Below are 23,846 nucleotides of genomic sequence, written 5' to 3'. Positions count from 1 at the left end.
AGGAGCATAGAAACTCATGATGAACATTGCAGGTCTTGGCCGTCTTGCCGCTGCGACCATCGTTCTTTCCGGGCTTGCCTTCGGCTCTGCCGCAAGAGCGCAGGAAGTGTCCGAAGAGCAGCTGAAGGCTGCCCGCGCAGCCATGGACGCCATCGGCGCAACCACCCAGTATGACAACATCCTGCCGGGTCTGGCCGAGCGTCTGAAGGCCGGCCTCATCCAGGATTCGCCGAACTATCAGGATGTCATCTCCGCGACCGTCGATGCGCAGGCGCTGGCTCTGGCACCGCGCCGTGCCGACCTCGAAAAGGAAGCGGCTCTGACCTATGCAAAGGCCTTCTCGGTCGAAGAGCTGAAGGCGATCGCCGACTTCTACAATTCCGACGTCGGCAAGAAGCTGCTGCGCGACGGCCCGGTTGCCTCGCGCGAAACCGCCAAGGCTGCCGACATCTGGGCGCAGGGCATTTCCCGCGACCTCGAAAAGCAGAGCAATGTCCAGCTCTCCAAGGTCATCAAGGCTCCGCCGCCGGCGACCGACAGCCCGGCGACGCCGGCTCCGGCCGCAGCACCGGCACCGGCCAAGCCGTAAGGCCGCCTTCACCTTTCGCAAAAGCCCGGCATCGTCCGGGCTTTTGTTTTTCTAATCCTCCCTCCTATATGTGAACCACCCATCCAGCGATTCCCTCCGGAGATCATCATGCCTTCCTTCGACTACGACCTCTTCGTCATCGGCGGCGGTTCTGGTGGCGTGCGCAGCGCGCGCGTCACGGCCTCGCTCGGCAAGAAGGTGGCGATCGCCGAGGAATACCGCTATGGCGGCACCTGCGTGATCCGCGGCTGCGTGCCGAAGAAGCTCTTCGTTTACGCCTCGCAGTTCCACGAGCATTTCGAGGATGCTGCCGGCTTCGGCTGGACGGTCGGCGAAAGCTCGTTCGACTGGAAGAAGCTGATTGCCGCCAAGGATGGCGAGATCGCGCGACTGGAAGGGCTCTACAAGAAGGGACTTGCCGGCGCCAATGCCGAGATCCTGGAGACGCGCGCCGAACTCGTCGATGCGCACACGATCAGGCTTCTGAAGACCGGCGAAACGGTCACCGCCAAGACCATCGTGATTGCAACCGGCGGCAGGCCGAACCCGCATGAGGCGCTGCCCGGCCACGAGCTCTGCGTTTCCTCCAACGAGGCTTTCCATCTGGAAGAGCTGCCGAAATCGATTCTGATTGCCGGCGGCGGCTACATCGCTGTCGAATTTGCGAATATCTTCCACGGGCTCGGCGTCGAGACGACGCTGATCTATCGCGGCACCGAGATCCTCTCGCGCTTCGATGAGGACCTGCGCCGCGGACTGCATGAGGCGATGGTTGCCAAGGGCATCCGCATCCTCTGCCAGGACGTGATGCAGAAGGTGACGAAGGGCGAAGACGGCCTCGTCATCGAGACGCTGAAGAACGGCACGCTCAATGCCGGTGTCGTCATGCTGGCGCTCGGCCGCGATCCGAATACCAAAGGGCTCGGGCTCGAAAAGGCGGGTGTTGCGCTGAACGAGCGCGGCGCCATCATCGTCGACGATTATTCGCGTACCAATGTCGAGAACATCTATGCGCTCGGCGATGTCACTGACCGGGTACAGTTGACTCCGGTGGCGATCCATGAGGCCATGTGCTTTATCGAGACGGAATACAAGAACAACCCGACTAAGCCGGATTACGACCTGATCCCGACCGCCGTCTTCTCGCAGCCGGAGATCGGCACGGTCGGCCTTTCCGAGGAAGAGGCGGGCAAGCGCTACAAGGAGCTGGAGGTCTACCGCGCCCAGTTCCGGCCGCTGAAGGCCACACTCTCCGGCCGGGCCGAAAAGATGATCATGAAGCTGATCGTCGATGCCGCAAGCCGCAAGGTCATCGGCGCCCATATCCTCGGTCATGACGCCGGCGAGATGGCGCAGCTTCTCGGCATCACGCTGAAGGCCGGCTGCACCAAGGACGATTTCGATCGCACCATGGCGCTGCATCCGACGGCCGCCGAAGAGCTGGTGACCATGTATGCGCCGAGCTACCGCATCCGTGACGGACAGCGCGTTTAATCTGGGTGTCTGATCTGTTCTCATGAAATGATGCCTGCCGCACGAGCGGCAGGCGAGAGTGGTTAGCTGGTTAGCCGCGGCGCGCGGATGACCTTCAGGAACAGCGCCTTCATTGCATCGGCAATGCCTTCGGTCGGCGACACCTCGAAATAAAGGCCGGGTGAGGCGCAGGCGGCCATGCGCGAGGGGATCTCGCTCTGGAAAGGCCTGATCCAGTCATTGTACCAGTTGTTGCTCGGCAGCGGCAGGTAGGTGGTGTAGAGCACGGCGATCTTGACGCCGCGATCCTTCAGCGGCTTGCAGAAAGACGTATCGATCGGTTCCTGGCAGCGGCCGCCGGTCGTCTTCTTGGTGCATGTCGAGGGCTTGTAGCTGTCGCCGACGCCATCCGACACGAAGAACAGGATCTTTTCCGGGTTGACGTTCGACGTTCCGTCGCCGGCCGGGTCGATGATCGTGTTCATCTGCGTCATGGCGCTGTCGAAGCTGGTGAGCTGGTCCTGATTGTAGTTCTGCTTGGGAATGGTCATCAGATCGACGGCGTTGGTATAGTTCTTTACCGCCGTCAGGTCCGAGGTGAGGCTCGATATCGTCGTCAGCTTGGCATCCTCGGCCTTGGTGCCGAACGTGTAGACGCCCATGCGGAACTGGTCGGCGCTGACGCGCTCGGTCTTGGCCGTATCGGTCAGCGCCTGGGTTGCCTTGCGCACTACGTCGATGCGCATGGCGACGCCGAGGTCCTTGGCAATCGTATAATTGTTGACGCTCTTGTCCATCTGGTGGCAGGCAAAGGCGCAGCCGGTCTTGGCCTCCAGCTTGGAAACATCGGTCGGGGTCGCGGCGACGCCCATGGAAGGCGTATTATCGAGCAGGATGTAGAAATCCATGAAGGAGGCGGTCTGATATTCCGCCGTCGCCGTGCCCGATATGGTGATCGAGTCCTGGCCGAGGACATGCATGAAGGTGGTGGGCACGGAGGCGCTGAAGGAGACGAACGAATTGATCTTGTTTGCCGTCTTGGTGACATCGATGCTGAGCTCTACAGGCACCGAGGTCAGTTCACCGGACATCTGTGAAAAGAAGATGCTGCGGGCATCCGTCTTGGCAACGGAGATGGTGCCGTTGCCCTTCATGGTCATGGCGGCTGCCACCGCATCCGATTTTTCGGAAACGGCGCCGACGGCTGCGGCATCAGCGGCGGCATAGAGCTGGGTGCGCAGGCTAAGCGCATGGGCATAGTCCAGCGCCAGACCGGCAGAGCCGACCAGCGGCACCATCAGCAGTGCCGTCATGATGCCGAAATTGCCGGACCGGTCCGAAAGGAAACCGGACGAAAGGATACCCATGCTGAACCCCTATTTTATTAGGGTATTCTGTACATTCGAAATCTAAATTAGCCGGAAAATAGCATGGTATATATAGCCTTAACGCCAGTTTCACCGTCATATTGGCGCAGCCAGAGTGACGCTGCGAGCCGCCGATCGAAACTCTCCCGGGGCGCCGAATGCGCTAGGCAAGGGGAGCCGAAAGGTTTATAAGCCGCCGCATTCTTTAACGGGCAGGCATCCGGGGCAAACTGGATGGGGAAGCAGATGAGTGACATGGCACAGAATTGGACCCCGAGCAGCTGGCGGAGCAAGCCAATCCAGCAGGTTCCGGAATATCCTGACGCGGCTGCGCTGGCCGCGACGGAAGCCGTGCTTTCCACCTATCCGCCGCTCGTTTTTGCCGGGGAAGCCCGCCGCCTGAAGAGCGCGCTTGCCAATGTGGCCGAAGGCAATGCCTTCCTGCTGCAGGGCGGCGACTGCGCCGAGAGCTTCCTGGAGCATGGCGCCGACAACATCCGCGACTTCTTCCGCGCCTTCCTGCAGATGGCCGTCGTGCTGACTTTTGGCGCCCAACTGCCGGTGGTCAAGGTCGGCCGTATTGCCGGCCAGTTCGCCAAGCCGCGTTCGGCGCCGATGGAAACGCAGAACGGCGTGTCGCTGCCGAGCTATCGCGGCGATATCGTCAACGGTATCGAATTCACGCCGGAATCCCGTATCCCGAGCCCGGAGCGCCAGCTCGACGCCTACCGCCAGTCGGCCGCGACGCTGAACCTGCTGCGCGCCTTCGCGATGGGCGGCTATGCCAATCTCGACAACGTGCACAAGTGGATGCTCGGCTTCGTCAAGGACAGCCCGCAGGGCGAGCGCTACCGCAAGCTTGCCGACCGCATCAGCGAAACCATGGATTTCATGAAGGCGATCGGCATCACCCCGGACAATAATCCGAGCCTGCGCGAGACCGATTTCTTCACCAGCCACGAAGCGCTGCTGCTTGGCTATGAAGAAGCGCTGACCCGCGTCGACTCCACCTCCGGCGACTGGTACGCGACGTCAGGCCATATGATCTGGATCGGCGACCGCACACGCCAGCTCGACCATGCGCATGTGGAATATTTCCGCGGCATCAAGAACCCAATCGGTCTCAAGTGCGGCCCGTCGCTGCAGCCTGACAACCTGATCGAACTGATCGATGCGCTGAACCCTGCCAACGAAGCCGGACGCCTGACGCTGATCTGCCGCTTCGGCCACGACAAGGTGGCCGACAGCCTGCCGAAGCTCATCCGCGCCGTCGAACGTGAGGGCAAGAAGGTCGTCTGGTCCTGCGACCCGATGCACGGCAACACGATCACGCTCAACAGCTACAAGACGCGCCCCTTCGAGCGGATCCTCTCGGAAGTCGAAAGCTTCTTCCAGATCCACCGCGCCGAAGGCACGCATCCGGGCGGCATCCACATCGAGATGACCGGCAAGGACGTGACCGAATGCACCGGCGGCGCCCGCGCCGTGACGGCCGAGGACCTGCAGGACCGCTACCACACCCATTGCGACCCGCGCCTCAACGCCGACCAGGCACTGGAGCTGGCATTCCTGCTGGCCGAGCGCATGAAGGGCGGCCGGGATGAGAAGCGGATGGCTGCCAACGCTTAAGGCGAGTAGCCGATAGAGTTTGAAAGCCCGGCCTTGCGCCGGGCTTTTTTGTTTGTGGATCGGCACACCTCATACTCCCTCATATCAGTGCTCACGGATGAGGGAGGAGAGGGCATCACCGCACCTGAACATCAAGATGGTCGTCGTGGCGCGCCGCCCGGCATCCCTGAAAACGCACATGATCGTCGACAATACCGAGCGCATTCTTCATATGCGGTTCAAGAAATACCTTCTCCACTCCGAACCGGCTCACGCCCTCAGTGGTCAGCCAATTGATCGCGGCAACCATCCGCTGCTCCTCAAGCCGATAGTCCGGAAACAACGGCTGCAGCACATCCAGATCCCATCGCCCGGTCAGCCAGTCATTCCATCCTTTGCATGGCTGCTCCTCGCCATCGGCGGGCTGCTCGAAGGCGAAATAGCCGATCGGCGAGCGAGTGATGCCATCGAGGACGTTGCCGCTGGCATCTTTGTAGTAATAGGCGAAGTCGAGCTTCCTGCCATCGGTATGCGACAGGTGCGGCAGCAGGGGAAAGCCCGTCAGGAACGGGAAGTTGGCATCCAGCGCGATGGTCGTGGTGCCGGGAAATTCCTTTTCCATATGATCGGCCAGGGCATGGGCCAGATCGCGCAGGCGTGGCGTCACATAGTTGCGACCGAGGGCGCAGTAGATCGGTGAGCGGATGACGAGCTTTTCCGAAGCATTTGCCAGACACGACAGGGGAACACGCCCGAAGATCGGTGCAACGATGCTGGTGGCGAATATCAGGCTGGTATAGACGAGTAGAAAGATTGCAAGCCTCGGCACAAATCTGCCCACGCCACAGAGGCGTGCAACCACAAGGCCCGCAAGATAAGCGATACCGCCGATCTGGGTGAGCAGGGTCAAAAAGACGACGATTGCGAAGCGGAAGGCGAAACGAAGCATCTGATGTTTTTTTGCAACGTGAGTTGCGATTATCTTCCATTGCCATTCTGATGAGTGATGACACAAGAGGGTAAGTTTGATGCGAACACGTCCGTCTGCGCGGCTGCTTCTGCTCGACCAGTTCGACTGCGTCCTGCTGTTCAAGTTCGTCTTCAGCTCCGGCGCCCTTGCGGGCAGCCAATATTGGGCGACACCGGGCGGCGGGCTCGAGGACGGGGAAACGTTTGAGGAGGCGGCTCTACGCGAACTGCGGGAAGAGACAGGCCTTCATGCGGAGCAGGTGGGAACATCGATCGGCAGCCGGTCCTTCGATCTGCGGCTAACCGATGGCGAGACGGTGTGGGCCGAGGAGCAGTTCTTTGCCGTGCGCGCCGAACGCGGCGCGATCTCCGACAGCGGTTGGACGGATTTGGAGCGGGAAGTCATGGCCGATCATCACTGGTGGTCGGCCGCGGAACTGGTCGGCAGTACCGAGATCATTTTTCCCGACGGAATCCTCGATCTGATGGAGGCCGCCGCCGCGCAGCCGGCCTTGCCTAGTGCCGTGCGTCGTTGATCAGCCCTCTTGTGGTCGGGTCACAGGCCCTGTATGCAGGCTGCATGACCCGTGTACCGACCCTTTCCGGCCTGTATTACGCGCTGCTCCCATAGAGCGGCGACGGTCATCTACGACACCCGAAACGCCGCACGGTCGGCGGCGTGTGTTTCAGCAGAAGGTCTCCGGCCTGATTGGCCCCCATGGAGACCCTTGTGACCCTCAATTTCCAACCATCCACCAGACCCCGGTCGGAGTTCCTGCGTGTTCTCTCGGAGCGCGGATTCATCCAGCAATGCACCGACCTCGAGGCGCTCGATAGCTGGCTCGGTGCCGGGAGCGGTACAGCCTATAACGGCTTCGATCTGACGGCCGACAGCCTGCATGTCGGCCATCTCATCCCCATCATGATGCTGCGCTGGTTTCAGAAGACCGGTAACAGGCCGATCGCACTGATGGGCGGGGCGACGACCCGGCTCGGCGATCCGAGCTTTCGCGATACGTCGCGCCCCTTGCTCAGCGAAGAGCAGATCGCCGGCAATCTCGCCGGCATCCGACGCATCTTCGAACGGTTCCTCACCTTCGGCGACGGGCCGACCGATGCGCTCATGGTCAACAATGCCGATTGGCTGGGCAATCTGAAATACCTGGATTTCCTGCGCGATGTCGGCCCGCATTTTTCCGTCAACCGCATGCTGACATCCGAAAGCGTGCGCCAGCGGCTGGAGCGGGAGCAGTCGCTCTCGCTGCTCGAATTCAACTACATGGTCATGCAGGGCTATGACTTTCATGTGCTTGCCGAAACGCATGCCTGCCTGCTGCAGCTCGGCGGTTCGGACCAATGGGGCAATATCCTCAGCGGCGTGGAATTCGGCCGGCGCGCCGGCGGACGAACGCTGTTCGGACTGACGGCGCCGCTCCTGACGACGGCCTCGGGCGCGAAAATGGGCAAGAGTGCTGCGGGCGCGGTGTGGCTGAATGCCGACCGGCTTTCGCCTTATGAGTTCTGGCAATTCTGGCGCAATACCGAGGATGCTGATGTCGGCCGCTTCATGCGGCTCTTCACCGACTTGCCGCTTGACGAGATCGCCCGGCTGGAAATGCCGAGCGGCTCCGAAATCAACGTGGCGAAGAAGGTGCTGGCGGATGAGGTGACACAGCTCTGCCATGGCGTAGATGCCGCGGCAGAGGCCTCCGAAACGTCTCGCCGCATGTTCGAAGACGGCGAAGCTGCCGCGGGGCTGCCTACCGTCATGGTGACCGGCGAAGGGCTTCGTGAAGGCCTGCCACTGCCGGACGCGCTTGTGACCGCCGGGCTTGTTAAGTCGAAAAGCGAGGCGCGCCGACTGATCCTTGGTGGCGGGGTTCGGGTCAACAGCCGCGGCGTTGACGATGAAACCATGCGGCTCGGTTATGCGGATATGGAGGGTGGCGTCATCCGCCTATCGGTCGGTCGGAAGAAGCACGTGCTGTTGCGGCCGAAACCGTGATGCGATCGGGGGCGGGCGCCTATGTCACGTAGGCGACCGCTCCCCGATGTTACAGGGCATTGCGCGCGCGGAAATGGCGCTGCAGGAAAGCCTGGGCCTTGAGGAAGCTCCACGTTTTGGCGGAGCCGGGCATGAAATCCTCGTTGTTCAGGATGTCACTCAGCGGTGATGCGAAGAGTTCGGCTGCCTCGTTACGGTCGGGCGCATGGCGGGCGCCGTCGAGGATTTCGGCGGCGGTAGAGCGGCTTGATGCCATCAGGAAAAGCTCCGGATGGCAGTAGACCGGATCGTAGGCGAAACCGATGGCGAAGGCTGAGGAGCGCGCGATATCGGTAACGGCAACCTCCTCGGCAAGCTCACGGGCCGCCTCGTCGAAGAGATCGATCTCTTCACCTTTCGCTGGCTCCGCGTAGCCGCCGATCAGATAGAGAGCGCCGGGATTTTGCTCGGCAGTGAGGCTTCGCCTGGTGACGATCACCTGCTGGTCTGCGGTGACAAGAACGACGGAAAGCCCGAGCGGGTCGGCGCGCTCGGCCTGCGGGTGCTCCTCGGCAAAGCCGGCATGGCGGGTCGCCACATAGGCGGAAAAGCATGTGCTCTGCGCCGTGATGGTCAGCCTGTTGTCTTCGATGCGCTGCGCGGCCATGCGCAAAAGCTGTCCGTCGAAGGCGGCGGGGTGTCTGGCGAGGAAGCGATCCCAGCCAGCCTTCCGCAGCGCCTCGACCGGATCGGAGAGGTGGAAGCTTCCGGCAAGGCGGCAATGGATATGATCGACTGGTATCGTGAATGCCTGGTCGGCAAATGTCATGTGCGCAATATCTTTCTCAGCAATTCGATGGCCTCTGTCACGGATGGTCCCTTTATCGGCGGCGGATCGGCCCGCTCGCAGAATTCCCGCCAGACGAAGAAGGTCAGCTCTGCGCCATCAGTCGGGGTTTCGCCGGGACCATAGGCGAAGGTCTGGAGCAGGCGGTAACGCTCATCCTGCCAGAAGAGATCTTCCACCCAGTCGTAGATCGGGATGATGTGGAAATGGATAGGGTAACCCGGCGCGTGGCCATAGCGGCCGATGTAGACGCGTTTTGCGCCGAGCACCGTGCCAAGGGCCGTCTGCGCCCCTGCCAGTAATGGGCCGAGTTCGGCGAGGGCTTCGGGCGAGAGTTCCGAGAGTTCGTTGGTAAAGCTTCGCGAACTGACCATGAGATAGCCGGGCAGGGCGGAATTGATGCGATGGTTCACCAGCCAGCCTGATGTTTCGGATACATAAAACTGTTCGGGAATTTCCAAGGACTGTTTCTCCATCGCGTGGGGCCTGCGTGGATTCGCACTGTGGCCGACGATGACAAGCTTCGGCAAGGCAAGGGGAAGTGACTTTCGCCTGTTGTCGAGGCAGATTGGGGACGCATCGAAGGGAAATGTTTTTGACTGATATTGCATGCGCCATCTTCTGGCGGGAAGGCCGGGTTCTGCTGGTCCGGCGAGCAAGGCACAAAGAGCGCTTTCCGGATTGCTGGGATCTGGTCGGCGGCCATGTTGAAACCGGCGAAAGCCCCGAGGCGGCAATGGTGCGCGAGGCAAAAGAGGAGGTCGGCCTGACCCCGTTGCGGTTCCGAAAGGTCGCCGAGCACCTCGAACAAGCTACCGCCTACCATCTCTTTCTGGTGAGCGAATGGCAGGGCGAAGAGCCTGTATTGCTTGGTGATGAACATACGGCGATGCAATGGGTCACGCCTGGTGAGGCCGAGGTCCTTCACGATATGGGGCACCCGCAATGGTGTTCGATCTTCCGCGAGCTTCACGCACAGTCTCTGGCTTGCAACATGGGTCGATAGCCGAGGCCGTCGTTCAGGCACGGCAACACATATAAATAAAACTATATTTAAAATGCGAGCCGGATGCCCTAATGGACCCGGCCCGCATTCGCTTACAGACTCGTTGCCAAGTTCCAGTTGTAGACACAGCGATCAAGGCCGATGGCGATTTCGAGGACGAGAACGTCGTGCTCGACGGCCGGACCCTTTTTCGGCTGCGTCCTGTAGCGTTCGGGAAAATCCGTGCGGCGGGAGATCGAGCAGACTTCCATCCACTTGTCGCCGTTATCCACTTCCACATCGACTGTCGTCTGCGAGTAGGCAGGCAAGCGGTCGGAGGGCACGATGCGGGTCGGCAGTGGAATGAGCGAGGCAATCATGCGGCGCACGGGCTCCAGCGAAGCGGCGTGGTAATCGTTGCCGCTATCGGCGGTGTAGGCGCATTGGAATTCCAGCTGCCAGAATTCCTTCAGGCGCATGTGCTTGGTCGGCTGCTCCTGCTCGCGCCGGTAGGATCGACCTGCCTGCCAGACGCAGAGAGGCAGACGCGTTCTGGAATGATTGCCGAGAATGTGCTGCATGTAGACGTAGCTAGAGGGCGTCGTTTCCGGCCGCAGTACGAGCGGTGGATCGGTTTCGGAAAGCTGTTCCTGCACCCAGATATCGGCATTGCTATAGGCATCCGAGATGAGGGCGCGCGGCGTCAGCGCCGGCGCCTCGACCCGTCTGACATCCCAGGCCGGGTTAACTGACCGGAGGAAGGTTCGCACTTCCTCGGAGAAGAAGCGGACCATATGGTCGCGCATGTTGATTTCACGCTCCTCCCAGTGGACGAGCGAATTGACATTGAAAAGATTGAGCACGGTGCCTGTCTCCCTGGCAGCCCTAACAGAATGATGGGGGCTTTACGTCCAGCAGTTCGCCGGACGCCTGGGGCATCCGGACGTCACGACTGGACGCGGAGACCTCGTCCGCCAAAAGCGCGCAGAACGGCAACCTGCAGGCAGGTGCGGTCAAGACGGGAGAGGGGCGCGCTGTTGGAACTCATGGTAAGCTTCGTACTTGCGGGGCGGGGGCTTGTCAAACCGGCTTTTCGCATTGCGGCACCCGGGCCATTTATGCATTCTGGCGGCATGAGCGATCTGGATCTGGACCATATTCTTAGAGAACTTGCTGCCCGTGAGCCGATCTTCCACAGGCGGGAATTCGGCACGTCGCGGGCCGATCTCGAGCGGATGACCGATAGCAATTTCTGGGAAATCGGTGCGAGCGGGAGAGTTTATCAGCGCAGTTATGCGATCGAAACATCGCTTGCGCGCTACGCGAACGGGCCAGAACCGCATGATTGGCCCTGCCGGGATTTTACCATCACGGTGCTGGCGGATGGGCTGTTCCTTCTGTCCTACATACTCGAAGAGCCGCAGCGCGTAACGCGCCATTCGACCATCTGGCGCCGGACAGACGAGGGCTGGAAGATCGTCTTCCATCAAGGCACGCCGGCGGGCTGAGCCGACGAGATGATGCTCTGCCTCTTCCAAAGCATCAGTTTTGCTGAAGCCTTTGATCAGCGCTTTGGATTTGACTGGCGGTTGTACCGACGTCACTCTCCCAGTTGCTTCGGGGAGAACGGAAATGAGCGAACATCATGCAGGCGGGTGCCTGTGCGGCGCGGTGCGGTTCGAAACGCGGGAGAATCCCGATGTCGTGGTCGGCTGCCATTGCTCGCAATGCCGGCGGCAGACGGGGCTTTATTATGCTTCGGCCGACGTGCCGGTTTCGGCGCTGACTATTACCGGCGAGGAAAACCTGCGCTGGTATCAGTCGAGCGATGAGGCCAGGCGCGGCTTCTGCTTGCAGTGCGGCTCGGCGCTGTTCTGGCAGAGGCTCGGCGGGCCGGCCATGTCCATCCTGGCCGGCGCTTTCGACGAGCCAAGCGGGCTCCACTTCGGCTATCATATCTTCTGTGCCGACAAGGCCGATTTCTATGAGATTCCCGATGGCGTTCCGCAATATGCAGTACGACCTTAAACCTTCACGAAGCGGTAGGCGCTGTCCTTGCGCTCGGCATAACCGACGCCGGGATAGGACCAGTGATAGCCGAGCAGCTTGATCTTTTCGGAGGCGGCGCGGTCGAGCAGCATGCGGCGGTTTTTCAGGGCGGTTTCGGGATCGGTGTCGAAGCCGAAATGCCAGGCGGGATGTTCGAAGAAGATCACGTCATTGGTGCTGGCGTCACCCGTGATGAGGAGATTGCCGTCGCCGGCAAGCTCGAAGGAAATGTGGCCCGGCGTATGGCCAGATGTTTCGATCACCTGCATTCCGGGCAGGATTTCCTGTCCCGGCTTGACGAGGGTGAGCCTGTCTTTGACCGCGAAGAGATCGCGTTGTGCGCCGCGGGCAAAATCGTGCAGCGCTGATGGCATATGGGTCTCATAGTCCTTGTCGGTCCAGAAATTCCATTCGGTCTCGCTGACGAAATAGTCGGCATTCGGATAGAGCAGCTTACCTTCGGCCACGGTCGTGGCACCCGAATGATCGGGATGGGCGTGAGTGAAGATCACCTTGGTGATGGCTTCCGGCTCGATGCCTGCTGCCTTCAGGTTGGCGGCGAGTTTGCCGGCACTAGCCTGGAAGTGGCTGCCGGAGCCGTTATCGATGAGGATGAGGTCGCTGCCGTGGCGGATGAGCGGGATATTGGCCTGAACCGGCGCGCCGGCCGCATCTCCGCCGAGCCGCGCCAGGATCGGTCGGCGCTCTTCCGGCGTCGCATCGGGAAGCAGGACTTCGGCGGGCAGAGTGATGAAGCCGTCGCTGATGACAGTGATATCGAAGGCGCCGTGCGTAAAGCGATGAAACTGCGCCGCATAGGTGCCGCGCGTCAGGGCAAGGGCCGCCGCGCCCGAGAGGGCGCCGGCCAGAAGCTGACGGCGCGTGGCCGATAGGCCGAGATTGTCCGGATTGTTCATCTGCTCGTCTCCTCGGAGATATCACCATGAGGAGACAATAGCAGCACGGCGATAGGGTTTCGCCTATAAAATTCAACATTATCAATGATTTACATTGCTTTTCAGTTCTTTACGGCCGATGCCAGGACACTATACCGGACAACCATTCCCTGACGACGGTGACGACCGCATATCAGGATTAAAAAGGCGCGCCGCAAGGGCGCGCCTTCGCATGTCTTCGAGAGAAAAACTTAAGCCTTGATGAAGGCCAGCAGGTCCGGGTTGATGACTTCAGGATGCGTGGTGCACATGCCGTGCGGGAAGCCGGGATAAGTCTTCAGCGTGCCGTTCTTCAGCAGCTTGGCCGACAGCGGCGCCGAATCGGCATAGGGGACGATCTGGTCGTCATCGCCGTGCATGACGAGAACGGGCACGGTGATCTTCTGCAGATCTTCGGTGAAGTCGGTTTCGGAGAAGGCCTTGATGCAATCGTAGTGCGCCTTGGCGCCGCCCATCATGCCCTGACGCCACCAGTTTTCGATCACGCCCTGGCTGACTTTGGCGCCCGGACGGTTGAAGCCATAGAAGGGGCCGGTCGGGATATCGAGGAAGAACTGGGCGCGGTTGGCGACGAGGGCTGCGCGGAAACCATCGAAGACTTCGAGCGGCAGGCCGCCGGGGTTCTTGTCCGACTTGACCATGATGGGCGGCACGGCGCCGATGATCACGGCCTTGGCGACACGACCTTCCTTGGCACGGGCGACATAGTGGACGACTTCGCCGCCGCCGGTCGAGTGGCCGATATGGACGGCATTCTTGAGATCGAGGTGATCGGTCAGTGCGGCAACGTCGGCCGCATAGGTATCCATCTCGTTGCCTTCGAAGGTCTGGGTCGAGCGGCCGTGGCCACGGCGGTCATGGGCGATGACGCGGAAACCCTTTTCGAGGAAGAACATCATCTGCGCGTCCCAGTCGTCGGCGCTGAGCGGCCAGCCGTGATGGAAGACGATCGGCTGGGCATCCTTCGAACCCCAATCCTTGTAGAAGATTTCAGTTCCGTCCTTGGTCTTGATGAAAGGCATGGTCTGGCTCCAATTTTCTGGTGATGTTGGACTGGTTGCGGCAAGCGCGGCTTTCGGCAGGGCGATGGCCGCAATGGCGGCGCCTCCTGCCAGAAGAACGTCCCGCCGTGTGGCATCCGCCGTCAGTGCAATGCTGCGTTCACTCATGATCGCCTCCGTGTGGCATGGTTGCCTCCTTGCGGGCTTCTCCGCGCCTCTTCGACGAGAACAAGCTGACTCACTTCCGGCAGCGATACGAGTTAACCGTCGTAAATTGATGCAAAGCAAAAATGACGGCAATGCGCCATTAGACGTATTACCTCATGAAGACAGTATGTTATCCGCAAGCTTTTTATTCTCGAAGCTGCCGGCGCTAGCGGGATTACCGCCTTCAGAAGATCAGCAAACTGGATTGCCCGAAGCGATCATTGCAGATTGCGCCAGATGACCGGCCGGTTCTCGTTGAAAGATCTGGCCTCCTTCTTCCAATGATTGAAGTGTCCGCGCTCTTGCAGCCTGGTTGCCGCGTCCCGACCGACCATCTTCGCAACCGCCGTCTCGTCCCCCATGTGGTTCAGCACCTCTAGGACCATATCGAGCAGGCCGACATAGTCGCTGGTGCCATAGGCTGAACAGAGCAGCTTCAGTCGGCTGCTGCCATTGGCAAGGTCGCGGGCCGAGGGTTCGGCTAGGTCTTCGGAGGAAAAAGAAAGCGGTGCGAACCAATAGGCGAGGTAAGCGAGGTCTCGCAGATGCGGCCCCGGACCTGCGAGGTCGAAATCGATGATCGCGACCGGGAGGCCATCCCGAAAGATCATGTTGTAGGGCGCAAAATCATTGTGACAAATCACGTCATTGCGTTCGGCAAGAGGGTAGGTATAGGCCCAATTGCCGTCGGGGACGAAGTCCAGGCTTCGGGTCGCATCGTGCAGCTTCCGTAACATTGTGGCGGATTCGGTGAGGGCAGCGGTATTCTCCCAGAGCGTCTCCGGGATCATCGCCGTGCCTGCCATGTAAGAGAGGATTTCTCTTCCGCTGTCATCGATACCTAGGAAACGAGGCGCATAGGCCAAACCCCACCGTTCCAGTTGCTTCAGCAGCCTGTGCACGTTCCCGCTATTCGGGCTCATTGAACGGCGTACCGTATCGGCGACCCTGACGACGCCGGCATTGATATTACCACCTGCGAGTGGCGTTTCGTCATCTGATGTCGGCATCCTTGCTCCCCCAGAGCCATGATCGCACTTGCAACCAGATAGCGGAAATAGACAGGGTTGCCCACGAACAGTTCGGCAGTCTGCTTAGGAGGGGCTGGCGTCGGCGATCCGCCGCTTGTCGAAGCCACGGAAACTGCTGTGCGCCAGTGGCGCGAGCGTGGCGGCGAGATAGGCTAAGCCTGTCAGAAGCAATGCGGTTGAAAGGCCCCAGGCATCCACCAATGCGCCGCCGACAAGCCCGCCGAAGGGGAGGAGCGCCCAGCAGAGCGCGGCATTCAGCGATGTGACGCGGCCTATCAAAGGCTTCGGCGTGCGCTCGAAGAGCACGGCCGAGAGGATGGGATTGAGGAAGCCCGAGGCAAAGCCGCCAATGGCGAGCGTCGTAAAAATGATCGCAGGCGGCGTTTCCACCGCAAAGACCAGAAAGCGCGGAAAGCCGGTCAGCAGGAAGGCGACCGTGTAAACGGCAAGGCGCGGCAGGCGCTCGCCGATCATGGCGGCAATCACGGCGCCGATAATCGAGGCGCCGGAGAAAACGGCAAACATGGTTCCGAGCAGGGCCGGGCCATGGCCCGAGGTCTGCGTCCAGACCGGCAACAAGACGGCGCCGAGGGCCTGATCGAGCAAATTGGTGGTTGCCACCATCAGCACGATTGCGACCAGCACCGCATCGCGGCGCAGGAAGCGCCAGCCTTCCGCGAGTTCACGGCCATAGGCGGCGATCCCGGTTGCTTCGGGCTTCGGAGCGCGCCGCAATTGGGGGATGCCGGCTGCGACGATCACGGCGGCAGCGGCGAAGGTGAGGGCGTTGACGGCTAGCGCCTGGCTTGCTCCGACAAGGGCGATCAGCGCGCCGGCGCCAGCCGCGCCTGCAGCGGATGCCAGGCGCTCGATGGCGCCAGCGACTCCGGTCACGCGTTCCAGCGGCACGGAGGCGAGTTCCGCAATGTCGGGGACCATGGATTGCTTGGCGGCATCCGAGGGGCCGCGCAAAACGCCCATGGCGAAGACGATCGGCAGCAGGATCGGCATGGTGAGCAGGTCGAGAAGATGCAGCACGGGCACGAGGCCGACGGCGATCACCGAGGCGCTGTCGCAGATGACAGCGATGCGCTTCGGGCCGACGCGGTCGATCAGGGGGCCGCCGAGCGCCTTGGCGACGACATAGGGCAGCATCTCCATCATGGCGACGAGGCCGGTCAGCACGGGGCTGCCGGTCGTGCTCAGCACCAGCCAGGGGACGGCGACGCTGGAGAGCCGCGTGCCTGAAATGGAAAGCGTTTCGGCGACCGCGAGCGCGATGAAGGGACTGCGGTGGCTCATGGCTCGCTCTCTTCCTCGCCATGCGGCAGGCGGCCCGGATAGGGAAAGGCGTGCAGCATGACAGTGAAAGGCACCGTGCCTGATGGCAGTGGCTCGCCGAGGGGCGGGGCCTCGCACATCGCTTCCATGAGGAGGTCGTTCAGCCGCTTCGTCAGGGCTTCGGCCTTTTCAGAAGTCAGCGGAATGATGATGTCGCTTGCGGTGCTGGCCTTCCGCCATGCGAGCGGCAGCTCGGCATATTCCTCGACTGCCTTCTGCATCTGATCGACCTGCAGGGAGAGGATCGCCTGCGTGAAGGCGACGTCCATATCGAAAGCCTCGCCTTCGGTTTCCGCCGGCGGCACCGAGGTGATCTCGTGGCATGCCCTCCACCAGCGGTCACGACGGGATGGCCCCGGCGCATCCTCGATGAAACCATACTGGGCAAGCTGGCGCAGGTGATAGCTCGTCGCGCCGCTGTTGAGCCCGAGCCGTGTCGCGAGCTGCGTTGCTGTTGCGGGACCATCGATGCGGAGCATGCCGAGCATGCGCAGGCGCACCGGATGGGCGAGCGCCTTCAGCGCCGTGACGTCGGGGACGACCCGGCTGACGTCGCGGGATGTAGATGACGCTGGTGTAGGAACGGGTGTTTTCATGGCGGCAGCTTAGTATCGCAAATGAATCTTTGCAAAGATTTCTTTGCAGATGTGACAGTAGACCGTCAACCCGCCGACGTCACTGTCTTGCGGCCTTCCAGCACGACCTTGAGAAGTGCATGGGCTGACAGCAGCGGGGACGCTTCGCAGTCGCCGAGGATCAGCAGGCCGGCGGCGGCACCTTCGGGTGTTATGTCCAGACGCCGGCCGGGAATGACGGCGACCGGTTTGCCCGATGTCAGAAAGGCGCGGATCGTGGCTGCGACGCCCTCGGCGGACCAGAGCGGGCCGGAAAGACCGATGCAGAAGGCGGCGTCGAAATCCTCTGTCACGATCTGGTCGAGGCGCAGAGTATCGGCGAGATCGTCGCGTGCGGCGCGGTCGGTGAGGAAACGTCCGACAGTAGGCTCCTTATGGACGCTCTGACGCAACTCGCTTGTCAGATCGGGGAAGCCGCCTGATGGTGTCGCGAGGACGATTTCTGCCGGTGCATCCCTGAAAAGGTAATAGGCGGGTGCGAGGCGGGCGATCCTGACCTCGCTGTTATCTCCATCCGCAGCGAGAATGATCAGAAAACGGATGGGTATTTGGACGTCCATGGGCATGCTCCTCTTGGGGAGCAATGATGCACGGACAACGAGAAGCGGACGAGTTGATCGTTGTAAATCGGTGTAAACGGGTTTAGCCGGCCGCGCCCGAAAGCTGCGCCGGTTCATGGCCGAGGGCTTCGAGATCGACGTTGATGCGGCGTTCCCAGCCGATCGCGCCATCCTGCCTTGCAGCGACGCGTGCCGCCTCGAGGATGGCTGAAGCGGCGTCCAGCCCTTCCGGGCTCTGCCCCTTTGCGGTGACCATTGCCTTCACCCGCAGGAGTTCGGGCAGGCACCAGCGTTCGCCCGAGACATCGCCATGCTCCAAGGCGCTATCGATCACCGCATGGGCTTCCGCATGTTGACCGAGGCCGGACAGGGCCTGCGCCTCGATGGACTGGAAGTAAGTGCGGAAAAGGTTGAAGCCGGCAAGATCGAGGATGTCCATTGCCGGGCGCAGCTTTGCGAGGCAGAGCCGGTATTCGCCGTCCCGCAGACGTAGCTCCGCCTCGAAGCCGTCGGCATAGGTGTGCCAAACGTCGAGCGACAGGGCCTTGGTATGGTCACGCAGAAGCCGGATCGCGGCAGCCGCTTCGCCGTCGTTGCCGGAGAGAAGCGCCAGCGGGCAGACGGCTTCGGCGAGAAGATTGCTGATCGAATGGTTATGGCCGATATCGCGGGCGTAGCGCATTGTCTCTTCGACCTCCTTCAGCGCGGCCTTCTCGTCGCCCAATATCCAGAGGCAGCGGGCGATGATGATACGCGCCGTCACGCGCTGGTCGAACTGAAAGCGGACGGAATGGCGGGCCTGCGGCACATGCTCGTAGTCGGCAAGCATCGCCAAAAGCTCCTGGCGGGCCTCGCCGTGGCGGCCGAGCCAGTGGAGCGTAGCAGCCTTCATGCGCCTGCCGATGACGACATCGGTCGGATCGGCGGAGGACGGAGCAAGGGCTGCGAAGCGTTCCGCCAGCTCCAGTCCCTGGCGAGGCTCGGCGCGGTTCAGCACATCGACCCAAAGCGCCCAAATGGCGCGAAGTTGATGATCGACATCGCCGAGTTCCTCGGCGATCCGCCAGGCCGTCGTCCAGGCGGCAACGCCGTCTTCGGGTGCATTGGTGGCACGAAGCTGCGGCCAGCCGAGCGCGGCATAGAGTTTCATGCGGCTTTTCTCGTCAAGGCCGGGGCGGGCATCGAGGAAGGTTATTGCATGGGTGAGGGCCGCCAGGCACTCGTCAAGCAATGACAGGCGAAAGAAAAGCGGCAGGGCGGCGACCGTCAGGCGTACGCCGAGCAGCGCATCGCCGCCTGATGGACCGAAGGCCCAGTCCAGGGCTGCGCGCAGGCCCGGCACCTGCTGGGCGAAATCGTCAGGCCATTCCTCCGGTGAGGCGGCATAGAGATCCTGTTCGGCGCTTTCGAGCGCGCTAGAGAGACAGGCGGAGAAGCGGGCCATGACATCGGGCAGTTCGCCCGAGGCCGCAAGCTTTTCGCCGGCATAGAGGCGGGTCGTATCGAGCAGGCGGTAGAGCGTTTCGTCGGTCGCGGTCTCGACCACGACCAGCGATTTGGCGACGAGGGCGGCCAGCAAATCCCCGGGTTCGGTGCCGGAGAGGACCGCGGCTGCGGCCCCGCTGCTGAAGCGGCCGCGGAAGACGGAGAGTTCGCGCAGCGCCTGCTGCTCCTCCGGCGACAGGATGAGGTAGCTCCAGTCGAGCGTGGCGCGCAGTGTCTGGTGGCGGGGCAGCGCCGTGCGCCGGCCGCGCGTCAATACCCGGAAGCAGTCGGAGAGCGAGCGGGAGAGGGCGGCGATGCCCATCGCCTCCAGCCGGCCAGCGGCAAGCTCGATTGCCAGCGCAATGCCATCGAGCCTCGTGCAGATATCGACGACATCGGCGGCGTCCCCGTCCGTCAGCTCGTAACCGCCGAGGCAGGCATCGGCGCGTTCGACGAAAAGCTGGACGGCGGGCGAGGCCAGGGCAGCCTCTGCTGTCACGGCAGACAAGGGCAGGTCGAGCGGCAGCAGACGGTGGACACGTTCGCCTTCAGCGCGCAGCGGCTCGCGGCTGGTGGCGAGGATATGCAGATCGGGCGCTTCCGCCAGCAGGTCTTCGGTGAGCTTGGCGATATCGCCCACCACATGCTCGCAGCTGTCGAGCACGAGCAGGACATTGCGCGGCTGCAAATGGGCGGCGATCTCCACTGCGATATCGTCGCTGCGCGAGAGGATGCCGAGTGCAGACGCCACGACCGTCGGCACGAGATTTCCGGTCGCGACTTCCGACAGGTCGATCCAGACGATCTCGCCATCGAAGCTGCCGCGCGCAATCACGGCGCGGGCAACGGTGGATTTGCCGATGCCGCCAGGGCCGGCGATGGTCACGAGACGGCCCTTGGTGAGCTGTCTGGTCACCGCCGCGATCGTCTGTTCGCGGCCGAAGATGCGGGCGGGCAGGCGTTCGGGGCGGAATCTCGGGAGTGTCGGCCGAGCGACAGGCACTGCGCCATTGTTCCGGCGGTTGACGGGCGCGATGAAGGTATAGCCGCGGCCGGGCACGTTGGTGATGAATTGCGGTTCGCGCTTGATGTCGCCCAGCGCCTTGCGCAGGGCCGAGACGTGGACGCGCAGATTGGCCTCGTCCACGAACGTATCCGGCCAGACCTGCCTGACGATCTCCGCATTGGTCTTCAGCTCGCCCGGATGGTTGAGCAAAAACAGCAGGATATCGACGGCGCGGCTGCCGAGAGGCACGGCAGACCCTTCTCGCAACAGGCTGCGCCTGGCGGGCACTATCGAAAATGCACCGAACTGAAGCTCTTCTTCCAAGCATGCTCCCTGCGTGATGGCCGCAGGTTGGCTAAATGCCTGCTCCCTGTCAAATGAAACGCGGTGACAGGGCTGGAATTGCGACGAGATTTCAGACGTTTAAGGCCGTGCTATTTTAGCGGGCTCAAGCTTGCCCGCGCTCAGCAAGGATGGCGTTCAGGCGGGAGACATCCTCTCGCAGCGCAGTCAGTTCCGTCAGCACACGCATATCGATCTTCTGATGCAGCGACAGAACCTCAAGCTCGGCCTTCAGATTCACCTCATAATCCTTGGCGGCCTCGAAACGATCGCGTTCGGCCTGCCGGTTCTGCGACATCATGATGATCGGCGCCTGGATAGCCGCAAGCATGGAAAGGATGAGGTTCAGGAAGACGAAGGGATAGGGGTCGAAGGCGCGGGAAAAAAGGATGACCGTGTTGATGATGGTCCAGACGACGAGAAAGGCCAGAAATGCCAGAATGAAGGACCATGAGCCGCCGACACGGGCGATGCCATCGGCCAACCGCTCGCCGAAGGAGGATTCGGCGGCAATGGCGGCGTTGACGTCTGTGGAGATGATCTTGCGCTCATGTGCCTTGGCCAGCACGCGCTTTTCGATGTCACCCAGTTCTTCGGCCGGCTTGCCGAAATGCAGGTGGACGAAATTCGGAAGATTATACATGGCATTGTCCCGGGAGTGGATCGAATTGGCGCGCAGTATTCCGCCGTCGCCGCAAATTGCAATGCGTATCGGCGTCGCGCAAGACAAACAGAGGGATAGGCAGAGCGATGGGGCCACCCTTCATCAAATTTTCGCCGCAGATCGCTACGGCTTTTGAAGCGGCTTATTGCGGTGCACGAAGGGGCGGATTAAATGAATGACATGACACAGGAAAACGCTCTCTCCCAGACCTTCAACATCGCCATCGCCCAACTGAACCCCACGGTGGGCGATGTCGCCGGAAACCTTGCCAAGGTGCGTGAGGCGCGCGCCGATGCGGCGCGGCAGGGCGCGCATCTCTTGATGATGACCGAGCTTTTCATCTCCGGTTACCCACCGGAAGATCTGGTTCTGAAGCCGGCCTTCATCCGCGCTTGCTGGACGGCGGTCGAAAGCCTCGCGGCAGACACCGCCGATGGCGGACCGGGCATCGTCATCGGATTTCCGCGCCAGGACGAGACGGGCCGCTACAATTCCATCGCCGTGCTCGACGGCGGCAAGGTGATTGCGGTGCGCGACAAGATCGACCTGCCGAATTACGGCGAGTTCGATGAGAAGCGCGTCTTCGACCAGGGCGCGATGCCCGGACCCGTGAATTTCCGCGGCGTGCGCATCGGCGTTCCGATCTGCGAAGATATCTGGGGCGATCTGGGTGTATGCGAGACGCTCGCCGAAAGCGGCGCGGAAATCCTGCTCGTGCCAAATGGCTCGCCCTATTATCGCGGCAAGGTCGATATCCGCCATCAGGTGGTGCTGAAGCAGGTGATCGAGACAGGCCTGCCGATGGTCTATGCCGCCCAGCTCGGCGGCCAGGACGAACTCGTCTTCGACGGCGCAAGCTTTGCCTTCAATGCCGATAAGTCGCTCGCCTTCCAGCTCAGCCAGTTCGAAACGGCCCTTGCGGTGACGACCTGGAAGCGGACAGAAAACGGCTGGCGTTGCTCGGAAGGGCCGATGGCGCGCATACCCGAGAGCGAGGAGGCCGATTACCGCGCCTGCCTGCTCGGTTTCCGCGACTATGTGAACAAGAACGGCTTCAAGAATGTCGTGCTCGGTCTCTCGGGCGGCATCGATTCGGCGATCTGCGCGGCAATCGCCGTCGATGCGCTCGGCGAGGAACGGGTGCGCACGGTCATGCTGCCCTATCACTATACGTCCGAAGACTCGTTGAAGGATGCGGCCGATTGCGCCAAGGCGCTCGGCTGCCGCTACGATATCGTGCCGATCGAGGGACCCGTGACGGGCTTTTCCTCGGCGCTGTCGAGCCTCTTCGAGGGCACGAACAGCGGTATCACCGAGGAGAACCTGCAGAGCCGTGCACGCGGCACGATCCTGATGGCGATCTCCAACAAGTTCGGCTCGATGGTGGTCACCACGGGCAACAAGTCGGAAATGTCGGTCGGTTATGCGACGCTCTACGGGGACATGAACGGCGGCTTCAACCCGATCAAGGATCTCTACAAGATGCAGGTCTATGCGCTGGCCCGCTGGCGCAATGAGAATGTGCCGCCGGACGCGCTCGGCCCTTCAGGCGTGGTCATTCCGCAAAACATCATCGACAAGGCACCGTCCGCCGAGCTTCGTCCCGACCAGAAGGACCAGGATTCGCTGCCGCCCTATCCCGTGCTCGACGACATACTCGAATGCCTGGTCGAGCGGGAAATGGGGGTCGAGGAGATCGTGGCGCGCGGCCATGATGTCGAGACGGTCCACCGTATCGAGCATCTGCTCTACCTCGCCGAATACAAGCGCCGTCAGTCGGCGCCGGGCGTGAAGATCACGAAAAAGAATTTCGGCCGCGACCGGCGCTACCCGATCACCAACCGGTTCCGGGATCGATAGAAAACTCATCTGGGAGAGGACGAGATGCGCAGCTCTGTCGAAATCTACAACGTCAGGAGAGGCGAAAGCCGCGTCGTCTGGCAGACGGAGGCGCTGGTGGAGGCGCCGAATTTCTCAGGCGACGGCGCCTATCTGCTGATCAATGGCGACGGGCTGCTCTACCGCCTGCGGCTCGACGGCAGCGATCTCGTTGAGAAGGTCGATACCGGCTTTGCAGTCCACTGCAACAATGACCACGGCATTTCGCCCGATGGCGAGGAAATCGTCATTTCCGACAAGACCGAGTTCGGCAAGTCGGCGATCTACATCCTGCCGATCGAGGGCGGCAAGCCGCGGCTGATCACCAAGAACCTGCCGTCCTACTGGCATGGCTGGTCGCCCGACGGACGCGAACTTGCCTATTGCGGCATCCGCAACGACCTCTTCGATATCTACACGATCTCGGTCAAAGGCGGCGAGGAGAAGCGGCTGACGCATGGAGAAGGCCGCAATGATGGGCCGGACTGGTCGGCCGACGGGCAGTGGATCTATTTCAACTCCAGCCGCACCGGGCTGATGCAGATCTGGCGCATCCACCCCGATGGTACGGGTCTCCAGCAGGTGACATCAGACAATTACGGCAACTGGTTCGCCCATCCGTCACCCAACAACGACAAGGTGCTGATTCTCTCCTACGACCCCGATGTCTTCGACCATCCGCGTGATCTTAGTGTCAGGCTCAGGATGATGGACATGGACGGCGGCAACCTGACGGAGCTGTTCGAGCTCTTCGGCGGGCAGGGCACGATCAACGTGCCGAATTGGTCACCGGATGGCGAGGAATTCGCTTATGTTCGGTATTTTCCGGCGAAGGCCTGATCATCATCATTGAAGGATGACGCGGCGGG

24 protein-coding genes are annotated in these 23,846 nt (G+C 61.6%); 11 read left to right on the top strand and 13 right to left on the bottom strand.

Annotated features, from left to right (window positions below; genetic code table 11):
- Positions 1-16: 16 nt before the first annotated feature.
- Both J2X71_RS28970 and gor read left to right on the top strand, forming a co-directional pair.
- Complete coding sequence (locus J2X71_RS28970; protein WP_310387667.1) at positions 17-589, top strand: DUF2059 domain-containing protein; 573 nt, start codon at positions 17-19, stop codon at positions 587-589.
- Between the two features lie 108 nt (positions 590-697).
- Positions 698-2,083 carry a glutathione-disulfide reductase gene (gor, locus tag J2X71_RS28965; protein ID WP_310387665.1) on the top strand — a complete coding sequence of 462 codons (1,386 nt, stop codon included), beginning with the start codon at positions 698-700 and terminating at the stop codon, positions 2,081-2,083.
- 62 nt (positions 2,084-2,145) lie between these two features.
- Here the strand turns inward: gor and J2X71_RS28960 are convergent, their stop codons facing one another.
- Entirely contained in the window at positions 2,146-3,429 is a 1,284-nt protein-coding gene (locus J2X71_RS28960; protein ID WP_310387663.1) for a pilus assembly protein TadG-related protein, read from the bottom strand.
- Between the two features lie 255 nt (positions 3,430-3,684).
- On the opposite strand from J2X71_RS28960, the gene J2X71_RS28955 reads away from it, so the two are divergent.
- On the top strand, positions 3,685-5,058 hold the full coding sequence (locus J2X71_RS28955) for a class II 3-deoxy-7-phosphoheptulonate synthase (protein ID WP_113325579.1): 1,374 nt from the start codon (positions 3,685-3,687) through the stop codon (positions 5,056-5,058).
- Positions 5,059-5,173: 115 nt separating this feature from the next.
- On the opposite strand, the gene J2X71_RS28950 is transcribed toward J2X71_RS28955, so the two are convergent.
- Positions 5,174-5,986 (bottom strand): hypothetical protein, encoded by an 813-nt coding sequence (locus J2X71_RS28950; RefSeq protein WP_310387661.1) that lies wholly within the window; start codon positions 5,984-5,986, stop codon positions 5,174-5,176.
- A gap of 79 nt (positions 5,987-6,065) precedes the next feature.
- On the opposite strand from J2X71_RS28950, the gene J2X71_RS28945 reads away from it, so the two are divergent.
- Together J2X71_RS28945 and tyrS are read left to right on the top strand one after the other, a co-directional pair.
- Entirely contained in the window at positions 6,066-6,542 is a 477-nt protein-coding gene (locus J2X71_RS28945; RefSeq protein WP_310387658.1) for an NUDIX domain-containing protein, read from the top strand.
- Between the two features lie 194 nt (positions 6,543-6,736).
- Positions 6,737-8,011, top strand: a complete 1,275-nt coding sequence (tyrS, locus tag J2X71_RS28940) for a tyrosine--tRNA ligase (RefSeq protein WP_310387656.1) — start codon at positions 6,737-6,739, stop codon at positions 8,009-8,011.
- Between the two features lie 49 nt (positions 8,012-8,060).
- Here tyrS and J2X71_RS28935 read toward each other — a convergent pair whose 3' ends face one another.
- Positions 8,061-8,819 carry an NUDIX hydrolase gene (locus J2X71_RS28935; protein ID WP_310387654.1) on the bottom strand — a complete coding sequence of 253 codons (759 nt, stop codon included), beginning with the start codon at positions 8,817-8,819 and terminating at the stop codon, positions 8,061-8,063.
- Positions 8,816-9,298 (bottom strand): HIT family protein, encoded by a 483-nt coding sequence (locus tag J2X71_RS28930; RefSeq protein ID WP_310387652.1) that lies wholly within the window; start codon positions 9,296-9,298, stop codon positions 8,816-8,818. The genes J2X71_RS28935 and J2X71_RS28930 overlap by 4 nt, the downstream gene beginning before the upstream one ends.
- Before the next feature lie 128 nt (positions 9,299-9,426).
- Between J2X71_RS28930 and J2X71_RS28925 the strand changes: the two genes are divergently transcribed.
- Positions 9,427-9,843, top strand: a complete 417-nt coding sequence (locus J2X71_RS28925) for an NUDIX domain-containing protein (protein ID WP_310387650.1) — start codon at positions 9,427-9,429, stop codon at positions 9,841-9,843.
- A 92-nt stretch (positions 9,844-9,935) separates the two neighbouring features.
- Here J2X71_RS28925 and J2X71_RS28920 read toward each other — a convergent pair whose 3' ends face one another.
- Entirely contained in the window at positions 9,936-10,685 is a 750-nt protein-coding gene (locus J2X71_RS28920; RefSeq protein ID WP_310387648.1) for an aminoacyl--tRNA ligase-related protein, read from the bottom strand.
- A 270-nt stretch (positions 10,686-10,955) separates the two neighbouring features.
- On the opposite strand from J2X71_RS28920, the gene J2X71_RS28915 reads away from it, so the two are divergent.
- Positions 10,956-11,330: a DUF4440 domain-containing protein gene (locus J2X71_RS28915; protein ID WP_310387646.1), complete on the top strand. Its 375-nt coding sequence runs from the start codon at positions 10,956-10,958 to the stop codon at positions 11,328-11,330.
- A gap of 124 nt (positions 11,331-11,454) precedes the next feature.
- Positions 11,455-11,850, top strand: coding sequence for a GFA family protein (locus tag J2X71_RS28910; RefSeq protein ID WP_310387644.1), 396 nt, complete (start codon positions 11,455-11,457; stop codon positions 11,848-11,850).
- Here the strand turns inward: J2X71_RS28910 and J2X71_RS28905 are convergent.
- The 8 genes from J2X71_RS28905 to J2X71_RS28870 form a co-directional block, all read right to left on the bottom strand.
- Complete coding sequence (locus tag J2X71_RS28905) at positions 11,847-12,788, bottom strand: MBL fold metallo-hydrolase (RefSeq protein WP_310387643.1); 942 nt, start codon at positions 12,786-12,788, stop codon at positions 11,847-11,849. The genes J2X71_RS28910 and J2X71_RS28905 overlap by 4 nt on opposite strands.
- Positions 12,789-13,018: 230 nt before the next feature.
- Positions 13,019-13,849: an alpha/beta hydrolase gene (locus J2X71_RS28900; protein WP_310388006.1), complete on the bottom strand. Its 831-nt coding sequence runs from the start codon at positions 13,847-13,849 to the stop codon at positions 13,019-13,021.
- Positions 13,850-14,253: 404 nt separating this feature from the next.
- Positions 14,254-15,045 carry a phosphotransferase gene (locus tag J2X71_RS28895; RefSeq protein ID WP_310387641.1) on the bottom strand — a complete coding sequence of 264 codons (792 nt, stop codon included), beginning with the start codon at positions 15,043-15,045 and terminating at the stop codon, positions 14,254-14,256.
- A gap of 84 nt (positions 15,046-15,129) precedes the next feature.
- The gene (locus J2X71_RS28890; protein ID WP_310387639.1) at positions 15,130-16,368 is read right to left on the bottom strand and encodes an MFS transporter; all 1,239 of its coding nucleotides are present in this window, start codon (positions 16,366-16,368) and stop codon (positions 15,130-15,132) included.
- Positions 16,365-17,003, bottom strand: a complete 639-nt coding sequence (locus J2X71_RS28885) for a helix-turn-helix domain-containing protein (protein ID WP_310387637.1) — start codon at positions 17,001-17,003, stop codon at positions 16,365-16,367. The genes J2X71_RS28890 and J2X71_RS28885 overlap by 4 nt, the downstream gene beginning before the upstream one ends.
- A gap of 65 nt (positions 17,004-17,068) precedes the next feature.
- Positions 17,069-17,602: a transporter gene (locus J2X71_RS28880; protein ID WP_310387635.1), complete on the bottom strand. Its 534-nt coding sequence runs from the start codon at positions 17,600-17,602 to the stop codon at positions 17,069-17,071.
- Positions 17,603-17,684: 82 nt separating this feature from the next.
- A complete protein-coding gene (locus J2X71_RS28875; RefSeq protein WP_310387633.1) occupies positions 17,685-20,417 on the bottom strand; it encodes a winged helix-turn-helix domain-containing protein in 2,733 nt (910 codons plus the stop codon).
- Positions 20,418-20,541: 124 nt separating this feature from the next.
- On the bottom strand, positions 20,542-21,078 hold the full coding sequence (locus J2X71_RS28870; protein WP_113324491.1) for a DUF1003 domain-containing protein: 537 nt from the start codon (positions 21,076-21,078) through the stop codon (positions 20,542-20,544).
- Here J2X71_RS28870 and J2X71_RS28865 point away from each other — a divergent pair.
- Genes J2X71_RS28865 through J2X71_RS28855 form a run of 3 tightly spaced genes read left to right on the top strand, consistent with a single transcriptional unit; the run spans position 21,077 to position 23,817 of the window.
- On the top strand, positions 21,077-21,235 hold the full coding sequence (locus J2X71_RS28865) for a hypothetical protein (RefSeq protein WP_162748097.1): 159 nt from the start codon (positions 21,077-21,079) through the stop codon (positions 21,233-21,235). The genes J2X71_RS28870 and J2X71_RS28865 overlap by 2 nt on opposite strands.
- Before the next feature lie 44 nt (positions 21,236-21,279).
- On the top strand, positions 21,280-22,959 hold the full coding sequence (locus tag J2X71_RS28860) for an NAD+ synthase (protein WP_310388004.1): 1,680 nt from the start codon (positions 21,280-21,282) through the stop codon (positions 22,957-22,959).
- Positions 22,960-22,983: 24 nt separating this feature from the next.
- Positions 22,984-23,817: a hypothetical protein gene (locus J2X71_RS28855; RefSeq protein WP_310387628.1), complete on the top strand. Its 834-nt coding sequence runs from the start codon at positions 22,984-22,986 to the stop codon at positions 23,815-23,817.
- Positions 23,818-23,846 lie beyond the last annotated feature (29 nt).

Origin of the sequence: Rhizobium sp. 1399 (assembly GCF_031455475.1) — a bacterium.
Taxonomy (GTDB): domain Bacteria; phylum Pseudomonadota; class Alphaproteobacteria; order Rhizobiales; family Rhizobiaceae; genus Rhizobium.
The sequence above is the reverse complement of the archived record's forward strand: the minus strand, read 5'-3'. Positions and strand labels throughout refer to the sequence as shown.

What these genes read in the sequence shown, in the direction of transcription:
- J2X71_RS28970 (WP_310387667.1), top strand. Translation starts at nt 17, where the DNA reads ATGATGAACATTGCAGGTCTTGGCCGTCTTGCCGCTGCGACCATCGTT.
- gor (WP_310387665.1), top strand. Translation starts at nt 698, where the DNA reads ATGCCTTCCTTCGACTACGACCTCTTCGTCATCGGCGGCGGTTCTGGT.
- J2X71_RS28960 (WP_310387663.1), bottom strand. Translation starts at nt 3,429, where the DNA reads ATGGGTATCCTTTCGTCCGGTTTCCTTTCGGACCGGTCCGGCAATTTC.
- J2X71_RS28955 (WP_113325579.1), top strand. Translation starts at nt 3,685, where the DNA reads ATGGCACAGAATTGGACCCCGAGCAGCTGGCGGAGCAAGCCAATCCAG.
- J2X71_RS28950 (WP_310387661.1), bottom strand. Translation starts at nt 5,986, where the DNA reads ATGCTTCGTTTCGCCTTCCGCTTCGCAATCGTCGTCTTTTTGACCCTG.
- J2X71_RS28945 (WP_310387658.1), top strand. Translation starts at nt 6,066, where the DNA reads ATGCGAACACGTCCGTCTGCGCGGCTGCTTCTGCTCGACCAGTTCGAC.
- J2X71_RS28935 (WP_310387654.1), bottom strand. Translation starts at nt 8,819, where the DNA reads ATGACATTTGCCGACCAGGCATTCACGATACCAGTCGATCATATCCAT.
- J2X71_RS28925 (WP_310387650.1), top strand. Translation starts at nt 9,427, where the DNA reads ATGTTTTTGACTGATATTGCATGCGCCATCTTCTGGCGGGAAGGCCGG.
- J2X71_RS28915 (WP_310387646.1), top strand. Translation starts at nt 10,956, where the DNA reads ATGAGCGATCTGGATCTGGACCATATTCTTAGAGAACTTGCTGCCCGT.
- J2X71_RS28910 (WP_310387644.1), top strand. Translation starts at nt 11,455, where the DNA reads ATGAGCGAACATCATGCAGGCGGGTGCCTGTGCGGCGCGGTGCGGTTC.
- J2X71_RS28905 (WP_310387643.1), bottom strand. Translation starts at nt 12,788, where the DNA reads ATGAACAATCCGGACAATCTCGGCCTATCGGCCACGCGCCGTCAGCTT.
- J2X71_RS28900 (WP_310388006.1), bottom strand. Translation starts at nt 13,849, where the DNA reads ATGCCTTTCATCAAGACCAAGGACGGAACTGAAATCTTCTACAAGGAT.
- J2X71_RS28895 (WP_310387641.1), bottom strand. Translation starts at nt 15,045, where the DNA reads ATGCCGACATCAGATGACGAAACGCCACTCGCAGGTGGTAATATCAAT.
- J2X71_RS28890 (WP_310387639.1), bottom strand. Translation starts at nt 16,368, where the DNA reads ATGAGCCACCGCAGTCCCTTCATCGCGCTCGCGGTCGCCGAAACGCTT.
- J2X71_RS28885 (WP_310387637.1), bottom strand. Translation starts at nt 17,003, where the DNA reads ATGAAAACACCCGTTCCTACACCAGCGTCATCTACATCCCGCGACGTC.
- J2X71_RS28880 (WP_310387635.1), bottom strand. Translation starts at nt 17,602, where the DNA reads ATGGACGTCCAAATACCCATCCGTTTTCTGATCATTCTCGCTGCGGAT.
- J2X71_RS28865 (WP_162748097.1), top strand. Translation starts at nt 21,077, where the DNA reads ATGGCATTGTCCCGGGAGTGGATCGAATTGGCGCGCAGTATTCCGCCG.
- J2X71_RS28870 (WP_113324491.1), bottom strand. Translation starts at nt 21,078, where the DNA reads ATGTATAATCTTCCGAATTTCGTCCACCTGCATTTCGGCAAGCCGGCC.
- J2X71_RS28860 (WP_310388004.1), top strand. Translation starts at nt 21,280, where the DNA reads ATGACACAGGAAAACGCTCTCTCCCAGACCTTCAACATCGCCATCGCC.
- J2X71_RS28855 (WP_310387628.1), top strand. Translation starts at nt 22,984, where the DNA reads ATGCGCAGCTCTGTCGAAATCTACAACGTCAGGAGAGGCGAAAGCCGC.